The following is an 11185-nucleotide window of genomic DNA, read 5'->3' on the forward strand; positions in this document are numbered from 1 at the left end:
CCGTGAAATGGTATCGCAGTAATATTCTGTCATACTGTATGACGACAAAGCAAGGGCCAGATACGAGAGCCAATTTGCATCCGGTCTTCTTTTTTCTCCGTCCCCATGCAGCGAGTATTCGCCTTCACATCCCCATCCGTTCGTTTATGCCTAAATAGACGGTTCCGACATGGCCCAGGCTGTTTCCGCGACAGAGCTGCAAAGCCTCCCTGTTCACCTATTGTCCACGCAGGCGAAATCCGGTCAAAAACGACAGCAGCACGTGAACAGCCGTCTTGACCGTCGCTTCAGCGCGGTCCTTGTACGGGTCGAGACAGACGAGGTCCATCGCCTTGACCTTCGGATGCAGCCCTGCCGCGTAGACAGCTTCGAACAGCTCGTCGCTGTGCATGCCGCCGGGCGTGGAAGCAGGAACCCCAGGGCCGTAGCTGCAATCGAGCACATCCATGTCCACGGTCAAATAGATCGTGTCCACCTGGCCCGCGAGCTGCTCCAGCGCTTCCTGCACCGTCCGGGCCACCCCTTTTTGCCGCGCCTGGCGAAGCGTCGTATAGCGCACGCCTGTTTCGTCGGCGTATGCTTTGAGCGAGCGGGCGTTGAAAAAGCCGTGCAAACCGATGTTGTGCACATCCCGCGCGCCAATCGTGCCGCTCTCGATCAGATTGCGGATCGGCGTGCCGTTCGAGGGGCCGTTATCCGCCAGGTCGCGCAGGTCAAAATGCGTGTCCAGTTGCAGGATGCCTACCCGCTCGTCGGGATGGACGTCCTTGTAGCCTTTGATGAGCATCGCCGTGATCGAATGATCGCCGCCCAGCATCACGGGCAAAAGCTGCGGATGGTGCGTGCGCATGTGCGCCATCGCCTCCCGGATGTTGCGGTGGCACTGGGCGATGTCGGTCACATGCTGCCTGACGTCGCCGAGATCGACGACGCGCAGCGGCTGCAAGTCTACGTCGTGATCGAGATTGTAGGTCGTAAAATACTTCCACGCCCGCCGCATCGCGTCCGGATTCTCGCTCGCTGCTGACGCCGAAATGGACGAGCGCGACAGCGGCACCCCAAGCAGCGCCACATCGTAGTCGCTCCAGTCGGTGCTGCCCGCCGTTGCCGGATCGAGCGTCGCAATCCACTCGCTTACTTTTGGCTCGGCAGGCGCTGCGCTCCGGTCCCAGGAAAAGCTGGGCGGCTTCAGGAGCGGATACGGGTACCCTGCTGTCATACGCGTCTCCCTCCCGCGACGATGACCGTGCCCTGCTTGATGACCGTGTCTACGTGGTTGACGCCGTAGCGATATTGCAAGGTCATGAAGTCAGGCACGTCAAAAATGGTGATGTCCGCTTTTTTTCCGACCTCGATGCTGCCGACCTCGTGCGCGCGGCGGATGGCGTGCGCCGCGTTGATCGTCGCAGCCGTCAACACTTCCGCCGGAGTCATCCCCATTTTCAGGCAGCCGAGATTCATCATCAGCGGCAGCGAGACTGTCGGCGAGGAGCCAGGGTTGCAGTCGGTCGAGAGCGCGACCGCCACGCCGCGGTCAATCATTTTGCGCCCGTTCGCGGATTCGGCCATCAGGAACAAGGCCGTGCCCGGCAACAGCACCGCGATCACGCCTGCCTTTGCCATCAGCTCGATCCCGCGATCGGAGGCGCGCAGCAAATGATCGGCAGAGACGGCGCCGAGCGAAGCCGCCAGCTCCGCTCCTTCGTACGGCTCGATTTCATCCGCGTGGATTTTCGGCAGCAGGCCGTGGCGCATCCCGGCTTCTAGAATGCGCCGCGACTGCTCGGGGGTAAAGACGCCGCGCTCGCAAAACACGTCGTTGAAAACAGCCAGCTTGCGCCGCGCGACCTCGGGAATCATTTGCTCGACGACCAAATCGACAAACGCATCCGGCGTTTCCTTGTACGCGCGCGGAACCGCATGCGCGCCCATGAACGTGCTAACGAGATCGACCGGATGCTCCTCATGCAGCTTTTTCGCTACTTCCAACTGCTTGAGTTCGTCCTCCAGGGTGAGGCCGTAGCCGCTCTTGGCCTCGACCGTCGTCACCCCGTGCAGCAAAAACTGGTCGAGCCGCCGCTTGCTCTCGGCATACAGCTCTTCGTGTGTCGCCTGTCTCGTCGCCGCGGTCGTCGCGTGGATGCCGCCGCCGTTGTTCATGATGTCCATGTACGTCGCGCCGTTCAGGCGCATGTTGAACTCGTTTTGTCTCGTACCCGCATGCACGAGGTGCGTATGCGGGTCGATCAAGCCTGGCGTGACCAGCTTGCCCGTGGCGTCGATGACGTCTGCTTCATGCGCCCGCTCGCGGTAGACGCTCGCCAGTTCGTCGTCGGTGCCGACCCGCTCGATCACGCCGTTTTCCAGCCAGACGCTGCCGTCCTCGATAATCGCCAGCTCGTTCATTCCGGCCCCTGTCACCGGAGCAGAAGACCCGCCAGCCAGCGTGGCGAGCTGGCTGGCATGGCGAATCCATACTGGTTTTTTCATCGCTGTTTACCCCTCCAACATCGGGATGTTGACGCCTTTTTCCTTCGCGGTGCGAATCGCCAGCTCGTAGCCGGCATCCGCATGGCGCACGATGCCCATTCCCGGATCGGTGGTCAGGACGCGCTCCAGGCGCCGGGCGGCTTCCGGCGTACCATCTGCCACGATGACCATTCCCGCATGCAAGGAATAGCCCATGCCAACGCCGCCGCCGTGATGGACAGATACCCAGCTCGCTCCGCCTACCGCATTCATCAGCGCATTCAGGATCGGCCAGTCGGACACCGCGTCGCTGCCGTCCTTCATCGCTTCCGTCTCGCGGTTGGGCGAGGCGACGGAGCCGGAATCGAGGTGGTCGCGGCCGATGACGATCGGCGCTTTCAGCTCGCCGCGCGCTACCATGTCGTTGATGATCTGGCCAAATCGCGCGCGCTCGCCGTAGCCCAGCCAGCAAATGCGGGACGGCAGTCCCTGGAACTGAATGCGCTCCTGCGCCATGCGAATCCAGTTGCACAGATGCGTATTGTAGGAAAACTCGCGGAGAATCACTTCGTCGGTCTTGTAAATGTCCTCGGGATCGCCGGACAGCGCGACCCAGCGGAACGGCCCTTTGCCCTCGCAAAACTGCGGACGGATATAGGCGGGCACGAAGCCAGGGAAGCGGAACGCCTCCTCGACGCCTTCGTTTTTCGCCACCTGCCTGATGTTGTTGCCGTAATCAAAAGTGACGGCTCCTTTTTCCTGCATAGCCAGCATGGCGCGAACGTGATGGGCGATGCTTGCCTTGGAGCGTCTCTCATACTCCTTGGGATCGCGCGTGCGCAGCTCTGCCGCCGCTTCGAGACTCATGCCTTCCGGGATGTAGCCGTTGAGCGGATCGTGCGCAGAAGTCTGGTCGGTCAACACGTCCGGGATGAAGCCCTGGGCAAGCATCGCGTTCAGCACTTCCGGGGCATTGCCCAGCAGCCCGATCGAAATGCCTTTTTTCTCCCGCTTGGCCGTCTCCGCCATCTGGATCGCTTCGTCGAGGCTCTCTGTCATCACATCGAGATAGCGCGTATCCAGTCTGCGCTGGATGCGGGTGCGGTCAACCTCGATGTTGATGCTCACGCCGCCGTTGAGCGATACGGCCAAAGGCTGCGCGCCGCCCATGCCGCCGAGCCCGGCCGTGACGGTGATCGTCCCCGCGAGCGTGCCTGCAAAATGTTGGCGGGCAAGCTCCGCAAACGTCTCATACGTGCCTTGCACAATCCCCTGGCTGCCGATGTAAATCCAGCTTCCGGCTGTCATTTGCCCGTACATCATCAAGCCTTTTTTGTCCAGCTCGTGGAAGTGCTCCCAGTTGGCCCAGGCTGGCACGAGGTTGGAGTTCGCCAACAGCACGCGCGGCGCATCGGTGTGCGACTTGAACACCGCCACCGGTTTGCCCGACTGGATCAGCAGTGTCTCGTCGCCCTCCAATGTTTGCAATGTTTTGACAATCGCATCGAAACAGTCCCAGTTGCGGGCCGCTTTCCCGATTCCGCCGTACACGACCAAATCTTCTGTGCGCTCGGCCACGTCAGGGTTCAGGTTGTTCAACAGCATGCGCAGCGCCGCTTCCTGCACCCAGCCTTTTGTATGCAGCTCGGTGCCCGCATATGCCTGTATCATCCGGGTAATCGTTTGTGTCCTCGTCACGGAATTTCCACCTGCTTTCCATCGAATCGATATCTCTTGGCTTTATTGTAAAAGCGGCGGGATATACAAAAAAAGGCACCCGGCTTTCGATTTGGTGCCTCTTCTTTCGATTGCTACGCCCCAAGCAGAGGGAATGGGCGCAAAACCTCTCCTTTCTTTCGATTTCTATCTTTTCTTTTGATTTCGTAACAAACGTGGGGTTGTCCCCGTCTTTTCCTTAAAAATTTTCCGAAAGTAATGGGCGTTGACGAACCCGCTGCGCTCCGCCACCTCCTGCACGGACAGAGCGGTTTCCATCAGCAGCCGCTGGGCTTCCTTCACCCGCATTGCCGTGAGAATCTGCCGGAAGGAGCTGCCCTGCTTTTGCGCAAACAACGTGCTGAAATACGCCGGACTGCGATCGACGTGCCGGGCGACATCCTCCAGCCGCAGAGTCGGGTCGGTGTAGCGTCCTTCTATGTAGCGCATCGCCCGTTCGACCACGTCAGCCCTGCTTTCCCCGCTACGGCTGTTTGCGGCGTCGAGCAGCTGATTGATGAACAGAAGCAGCTCCGTCACCATGCGATACAAAATCGGCGCATACAGGATCGTCTCGAACACACGGTGGTACGCTTCCTCCAAAGCCGCGCTGTCCAGCCCGTGCGCCTTCATGTAGCGCCTCACCTGGGCCAAAATGCTCGTCAACCGAATGCGCAGCAGTCCCGGCTCGGGATACGGCTCGTCCTTGTAGAAAAAATGCGTGTACAGCCACTGCTTCAACTGCTCGCGATTGCCGCTGTGCAGCATGTCGATCCACGTCCGCTGCTCGGCTGGCGTCAAAAACGGGTCGAGCATCGTCCAGTTGACCTTTCCTTCGACCATGCTTACCTGCCGATAGCCTTTGAAAAAACGCAGTTGCAACGCCTGACTGGCCTGCTCGTATGTTTGCTGCAAGCTCTGTCCGGCGTCCTCGGCCTTGTAAAGGACGAGAAATAGCGGAGCGTCGCTCGTCGCCTCCCAATCCATCAGCAAGCGTTTGCCAAACTGGTGCCACTGGAACCAGGAAAGCCCCATCTCCCCCGGAAACACGGCGACAAGCGCCTCACTCGTCGGCAGCAGTACCGGCTTGTCCCGAAACGGATAGTCCGCGAAAAAACGCAGCAGCTCCGGGTGTCGTTTCGCGTCTTCCAACTGGGCGAGCATCACGGTGTGCGCACCTGGCGACGATGGCTGCGGCAAAAACAGGTCGTGATACGAAATCTCCCCGCGCCGTCCTTCGTTGCTCCCCGCCCCCGCATCCAAGCGTGCGTCACCCGTTCGTTCCTGACAGCAGCGCGTCAAAACACGGCGGATGTACTCCGGCGTTTGCGGCTTCAGCCACAGATCGCGCGCAGCCAGCTCGATGCCTTGCATTGCCCGCTCGAACGTCGCTTCCGAGGTGGTGACGAGCACCGTCGGCCGGTACTGGGCGACCAGCAGCTTCAAGCGCTCCCAGTGCGCCTTGTCGATCATGTCCAGCTCGATGCAGACGACCTCTGGCGTATGCGATTCCATCGCCTGAAACAGCTCGGCCGTCGTCCCGGCGCTGTGCACCTTGTCGTACGGGATGGCGCAGCTTGCGACGAGCCAGCTGATCCCTGCCCGCTCTGTCGGGTCTCGGTCCGCAATCAGCAAACGGGGCATCCTCAGCACTCCTTTCTTTCATTTGCCCAAAAAATCCGACATTTCTTCCTGCAAACAAAGGTTGCCCTCTCGCGGACAACCTTTGCTTCTTGCTCTATTTCTCCGATTGGAACGGATTTTCGATCATCGTGCCCATGACGTGGTCGAGCGGAATAAAGCCGATGTCCCGGGAATCCGTGCTGTGGTTGCGGTTATCCCCCATGACGAAAATGTGGTTTGCCGGCACCGTCCATTTGGCGTCAGCCACATCCCGCATCGCTTCCTTGATATACGGCTCGCTCAGCGGTTCGCCGTTGCGGTACACCTGGTTGTTTTTCAGCTCCAGCACGTCGCCCGGTCTGCCAATGACGCGCTTGACGTACATCGAATGGTCGTCAGCCGTGCCCGTCAACAGCGCCACCAGGGGATGGCTGACGATGTCGTCCAGGAAGGACCGTTCACGCTCCACCCGGCTGTCGATCACCACGATCTCGCCGTAGTCCGGCAAGTACGAAAACGTATGCGACAGCTTGGACACGTAAATGCGCTGCTGGTCCTGCAAGGTAGGGTCCATGGAATGACCATCCACCTTGTAAGGCTGGAACACGAAGATTCCCAGGACCAGGGCGAACACGACTGCCAAAGCAATCGAGCGAATCCATCCCATGATCTCTTTCATTGTGCGTTGTCACTCCTCTCGTCCTGTTCATTCCCCCTACTCTCTACCCTTCATCATACCACAACAGACAGCCAATCCCAAAAGGCTGGATCCGTCCGGGAGACGACTGGGCGCGGCCGGGTCTGCCGCCCCGCCTATCTTTTTCCGACGAGAAGCGTAAAGTCGACGGAGATTTCTCTGCCCGCCAGTTCGTGCGCCTTTACCAACTGCTGCGGCTCGGCCCCCCATGTTAGCGGCGTCATCCGGATCAACGCCGCCACGCTCGGCTGATCCAGCCGGAATGAATACGCCACCCGCTCGCAGTCGATCAGCGAAAAGCTGGCTGCAAAATGCTGGATGGTCGCTGCACGGGAATACGTCCGCTTGCCCGGCTGCATAGAAAGCCGCTCGCGCAGTTCCTGCAAGTATCGCTCGCCGGGAACGACCTTGATGACAAGCCCGTCAGTTTTGAGCATACGCGCAAACTCTCGCGTGTTGGAGGGCGACAGCACATTGAGGATGACCGCAAAGCTCCCGTCGGCAAACGGAGCACGGGCCAAATCGCCGACGCACCAGAGGAATTCGGGATACGCTTTGGCTGCGAGCGCGATGCCTGCTTTGGACAGATCGACCCCCGCGCCAACGAAATCAACTGGACGGCGATTGTTCACCTCCTCGCGAATGCGCGCCAGGTGCGAGCCTTCGCCACACCCGGCATCCAGCACGCAAAACGGCTCGTCGCCTATCGCAGCGCATTCCACGAGCTTTTGACTGACAACGGCGTGCAGTGGAGAAAAAAAGCCTTTCTCGGAAATGGTTCTTCTCGCCAAAAACATTTCTTGCTCGTACTTCGAACGGTAGCCCGCATTCGCCAGGTGCACATAGCCGTGCCTCGACAAATCGAAGCAATGGCGATTGGCGCAGACAAGGCTGGCTGTATGATGGAGCGTCAGCGCCGCCTGGCAGACCGGGCAGCGGAACATTCCGCTATGCCGGGCCAGCAGGTGGGCCAGCCGCTCTTTTCTGGTTGGAAGCATAAAAAAAACACCCCATTCATTCGGTATCGGTGAATGAAAAAAGGCACAGTCAAATAAACCCCAGCTCTCCTTTTAAAAAAAACGAGCGGGATCATGGGGGACTGTACCTTTTCTTACCGATAGCGCATGAATTGAGGGCTCATTGTCATCGTGAACGACGCTCCTGTCACCATACTCACGGGGGCACTTGTCCCCCGCCGCTTTCATTATACAACAGATTGCCCAAGGCTGGCGCGCTTTTTACCATCCCCTCCCCTGTCAGCCGACTGCCGGGGACGAGCATGACCTGATCGTATTTCAGCATGATCGTCCCTGCTTCGTAGTCGCCGAGGTTCGGCTCGCTCGCCTCGTTTCGCAAGTTGCGGAGCAAGGCGGCGACCACGTTAACGCCGCTTTCGTGCGCATGCGGATAGCCGCCGCCAAAACGCGGGTTGATCTCGGAAATCACGTACTGCTCCCCGAGCAAAAAGCAATCGATATCGAACGGTCCGCGAAGCGGCAGGACAGAGACGAGCGACGTCACCAGCGACGTCAGCCGCTCGTCCCGGATTGCCAGCGAGCGATCCGTCTCGCCCGCCCGCATGCGGATTTTTCGGCGTGTAAAAAGCGCCGTCAACTCGCCCGTGACGAGATCGACGTAGCCGTCCACGCCGTATTCCTCCGCCTGCAAAAACGGCTGGACGATCAGCTCCGCTTGCTTATGCGCAAGCGCGGCAAGCTCCGCCTCGTTTTCGATCCGGGCAAGGCCCAGACTGGCGCTGCCCATTCGCGGCTTCGCCAATACCGGATAGGCCAGCGCTCCCGAGGCAAGCGCTGCTTTCGCCTCTTCCAGCGTATACGTAGGCACGCACGAAAGCCCGTGGGCGCGCAAAAAATCGCAGGTCGCCTTTTTGTCGAGACACAGATTCACCACATCCGTCCCCGAGACGACGGCCTGCACGCCCAGCCGCGAAAAGCGGTCGGCATGGGCGGCAAGCACGCCAAGCTCGGGATCGATCAGGGAGAGCACTGCCTTGATGTCATAGCGCAGGCAAATCTCCTCCAGCGTCGGCACATACGCCGGGTCGTCGATGCGCGGGACGATCTGCCTGTGGTGGGCGGCGAACAGCGCGGGAGCGGTCGGATCGCAGTCCGCCGCGATGATTTTGCCCGCGCTGCCCCATTCCCGGACGAAATACTCGATCAGCTTGACCCTGCGGCCTACGCTCGTCAGCAGTACGTTCATCTACGCGTATCCTCCTGCTTGCCAGCCTGGAATGGAAATTCATAGAGCGACTCCGGGAAAAACTCCGCCAGCGTCTCTTTGCGCCTCGCGACGACGACATCGCGGCCTGCCTTGGCCAGGACAGGCGGCCGCTCGCGAATAAACGGCGGATTGAACACGAGCGTGTACGCCCCTGTGTGCCCGAACACAAGAAAATCGCCCGGCTCTGGCACGTTGCCGCGAAAGTTTTGCAGCAAGTAGTCTTTTTCCATGCACGTATAGCCTACTACGTGGTACGTCCCTTCCCTCGCCTCGCTGTTCTGTGTCACGACGCTGACAGGTAGCTGGTACGCGTGCATGGTCGGCTTGATATTGTGGACACTGCCGTCGACGAGCACAAAGCGCTCGCCGCGGTTCTCCTTGACATCCACGACCTGGCAGACGAATTCGACTGCATCGGCCACAAGCGAGATGCCCGGCTCCAGGATGAGCTGCGGCAGGCTAGCCGTTTCTGCCAGTTCGTCTTTGAGGACAGACGTGATGGCGAGAGCGTAGTCGTCAAAGCTCGGAACGCCGGCCATCCCGAACGTGGCAGGCAGCTCGCCGTAAAATCCGCCCCCGATGTCGATATAGGCAAGCTGCTCGCCGAGGTGCGCTTTGCCCAGTCGGCACAGCTCGCGGGCAATCTGTCGATATACCCCTACGCTGCGATTCGTGGAAAAATGCCCGTGCAAGCCCGCGACCCGCACATTCGGCACGGCAGCCAGCAGCGTGAGCGCTTGGGCAAAGCTGCCGTTTTCCACACAAAAGCCGAAGCGGCTCACGGCGTAGCCGTTTTGCAACGGACTGACGCCGCCGCGCGACAAATCGAAATTGACGCGCAAGCCGACGCGAACCGTCTGTTCGGGATGCTGTCTCGCGTAGGCGAGCACAGGGGCAATCTCCGCAACCGAGTCGAGATTGACCAGACTGCCCAGCTCCAGGGCGAGCCGGATGTCTTCCGCCGTCTTCAGCGGCCCGTTGAAAATGATTGCGGTCGGCTCGACGCCAAGCTTCCGCGCAAGATCGTACTCCAGCCTGGAGACGACCTCCGCCAGTGCGCCCAGCCGATGCAGGCATTGGCACACATACGGCAAGTAGTTCGTCTTGTACGAGTAGCCGATGCTCACCTGTTCATACCGGCTGGAAAAGGCACGGGAAAACCGCTCGTAATTGTCGCGGAGTCTGTCCGGATCGAGCAAAAAGAACGACGACTGACAACGCTCTCGCCAAGTCGCAAGCTGTTCATACGTGTACATGGCCCGGCTCCTTTGCCCGTCCTCGTCCTGACAGGCACTGTCTGACGGTGGAGATGACCCGCTCCTGCTGCGATTCCGTGAGACTGGAGCCGGAGGGAAGGCAGACCCCCCGCGCGTACAGCTCATCGGAGACGCTCTGCTCCGGCAGATGCCGGTAATAGCGGCACCCGGCAAACAGCGGCTGGCGGTGCATCGGCTTCCAGACCGGACGCGCCTCGATGTTTGCCCGCTCCAGTGCGTCGATCACCTGCCCCGCCGTGACCTCTGCCTGCTGCGGATCAACCGTCAGCGCCGTCAGCCAGCGCGTCGCCCGCCCTGTCGGAGCCTCCGGCATGAACGCGATGCCGGGAAGCTGGCGCAGCTCTGCCTCATAGCGCTGATAGACGCGTCGCCGTGCCGCGATGCGTTCCTCCAGCACGCGCAGCTGCCCTCTGCCGACAGCCGCCAGCAAATTGCTCAAGCGATAGTTGTAGCCCATCTGCTCATGCTCGTAGTGACGCACCCGCTCGCGGGCCTGCGTCGCCCAAAACCGCGCCCGCTCCAGCGCCTCGCTATCGTCCGAGACGAGCATCCCCCCGCCGGAGGTCGTCATGATTTTATTGCCGTTGAACGAATACACACCGAACTGACCGATCGAGCCGCTCATCCGCCCTTTGTAATCGGCCCCGAGCGATTCTGCCGCATCCTCCACGACCGTCACCTTATACGCTTCGCACAGCGCGACAAGCGGGTCCATGTCGGCGCTTTGCCCGTACAAATGGACGATCACGACCGCTTTGGGCAGCTTCTCCTGCCGGGCCGCTTCCCGTAGCGCCCGCTCCAGCGCGACTGGCGACATGTTCCAGGTCGCTGCCTCGGAATCGATGAAGACCGGCGTCGCCCCCAGGTACAAAATCGGGTTGGCGCTCGCCACAAACGTCAGGCTGGAGCAAAAAACAGTATCGCCCGGCCCCACTCCCGCAAGCCTCAGCCCGAGATGGAGCGCGGCCGTACCGGAAGAGACGGCAAGCGCCTCCTTCACGCCGACATAGCGGGCCAGCTCCTGTTCAAATGCATCGACGTGTTCCCCCAGCGGCGCAATCCAGTTGGACGCAAACGCACTGGCAAACAGCTCCTGTTCTTCTGTCCCCATATGCGGCGGCGACAAATAAATGCGCGAATGTTCTCCCATCGCGTATCC

Annotated in this window: 9 protein-coding genes; all 9 read right to left on the bottom strand. The window is 60.4% G+C overall.

What is annotated here, in order from left to right; all coding sequences use genetic code 11:
• Positions 1–217: 217 nt before the first annotated feature.
• The 9 genes from ACTHO6_RS07120 to ACTHO6_RS07160 all read right to left on the bottom strand — a co-directional run bounded on the left by ACTHO6_RS07120 (position 218) and on the right by ACTHO6_RS07160 (position 11176).
• Positions 218–1219, bottom strand: coding sequence for an agmatinase family protein (locus ACTHO6_RS07120; protein WP_440240816.1), 1002 nt, complete (start codon positions 1217–1219; stop codon positions 218–220).
• Positions 1216–2490: an imidazolonepropionase gene (gene hutI, locus ACTHO6_RS07125; RefSeq protein ID WP_440240817.1), complete on the bottom strand. Its 1275-nt coding sequence runs from the start codon at positions 2488–2490 to the stop codon at positions 1216–1218. The genes ACTHO6_RS07120 and hutI overlap by 4 nt, the downstream gene beginning before the upstream one ends.
• A gap of 6 nt (positions 2491–2496) precedes the next feature.
• A complete protein-coding gene (hutU, locus tag ACTHO6_RS07130) occupies positions 2497–4140 on the bottom strand; it encodes a urocanate hydratase (protein WP_440240999.1) in 1644 nt (547 codons plus the stop codon).
• Between the two features lie 192 nt (positions 4141–4332).
• Positions 4333–5829, bottom strand: a complete 1497-nt coding sequence (locus tag ACTHO6_RS07135) for a helix-turn-helix domain-containing protein (protein WP_440240818.1) — start codon at positions 5827–5829, stop codon at positions 4333–4335.
• Between the two features lie 94 nt (positions 5830–5923).
• The gene (gene lepB / locus ACTHO6_RS07140) at positions 5924–6487 is read right to left on the bottom strand and encodes a signal peptidase I (protein WP_440240819.1); all 564 of its coding nucleotides are present in this window, start codon (positions 6485–6487) and stop codon (positions 5924–5926) included.
• Between the two features lie 134 nt (positions 6488–6621).
• A complete protein-coding gene (locus tag ACTHO6_RS07145; protein ID WP_440240821.1) occupies positions 6622–7503 on the bottom strand; it encodes a putative RNA methyltransferase in 882 nt (293 codons plus the stop codon).
• A gap of 175 nt (positions 7504–7678) precedes the next feature.
• Positions 7679–8728, bottom strand: coding sequence for an ATP-grasp domain-containing protein (locus ACTHO6_RS07150; RefSeq protein WP_440240822.1), 1050 nt, complete (start codon positions 8726–8728; stop codon positions 7679–7681).
• Positions 8725–10005, bottom strand: a complete 1281-nt coding sequence (locus ACTHO6_RS07155) for a diaminopimelate decarboxylase (RefSeq protein WP_440240823.1) — start codon at positions 10003–10005, stop codon at positions 8725–8727. The genes ACTHO6_RS07150 and ACTHO6_RS07155 overlap by 4 nt, the downstream gene beginning before the upstream one ends.
• Entirely contained in the window at positions 9992–11176 is a 1185-nt protein-coding gene (locus ACTHO6_RS07160; RefSeq protein ID WP_440240824.1) for a DegT/DnrJ/EryC1/StrS family aminotransferase, read from the bottom strand. The genes ACTHO6_RS07155 and ACTHO6_RS07160 overlap by 14 nt, the downstream gene beginning before the upstream one ends.
• Positions 11177–11185 lie beyond the last annotated feature (9 nt).

The organism is Brevibacillus sp. SAFN-007a, from assembly GCF_051967035.1.
Lineage (GTDB): Bacteria > Bacillota > Bacilli > Brevibacillales > Brevibacillaceae > Brevibacillus.

What these genes read in the sequence shown, in the direction of transcription:
- ACTHO6_RS07120 (WP_440240816.1), bottom strand. Translation starts at nt 1,219, where the DNA reads ATGACAGCAGGGTACCCGTATCCGCTCCTGAAGCCGCCCAGCTTTTCC.
- hutI (WP_440240817.1), bottom strand. Translation starts at nt 2,490, where the DNA reads ATGAAAAAACCAGTATGGATTCGCCATGCCAGCCAGCTCGCCACGCTG.
- hutU (WP_440240999.1), bottom strand. Translation starts at nt 4,140, where the DNA reads ATGATACAGGCATATGCGGGCACCGAGCTGCATACAAAAGGCTGGGTG.
- ACTHO6_RS07135 (WP_440240818.1), bottom strand. Translation starts at nt 5,829, where the DNA reads ATGCCCCGTTTGCTGATTGCGGACCGAGACCCGACAGAGCGGGCAGGG.
- lepB (WP_440240819.1), bottom strand. Translation starts at nt 6,487, where the DNA reads ATGAAAGAGATCATGGGATGGATTCGCTCGATTGCTTTGGCAGTCGTG.
- ACTHO6_RS07145 (WP_440240821.1), bottom strand. Translation starts at nt 7,503, where the DNA reads ATGCTTCCAACCAGAAAAGAGCGGCTGGCCCACCTGCTGGCCCGGCAT.
- ACTHO6_RS07150 (WP_440240822.1), bottom strand. Translation starts at nt 8,728, where the DNA reads ATGAACGTACTGCTGACGAGCGTAGGCCGCAGGGTCAAGCTGATCGAG.
- ACTHO6_RS07155 (WP_440240823.1), bottom strand. Translation starts at nt 10,005, where the DNA reads ATGTACACGTATGAACAGCTTGCGACTTGGCGAGAGCGTTGTCAGTCG.
- ACTHO6_RS07160 (WP_440240824.1), bottom strand. Translation starts at nt 11,176, where the DNA reads ATGGGAGAACATTCGCGCATTTATTTGTCGCCGCCGCATATGGGGACA.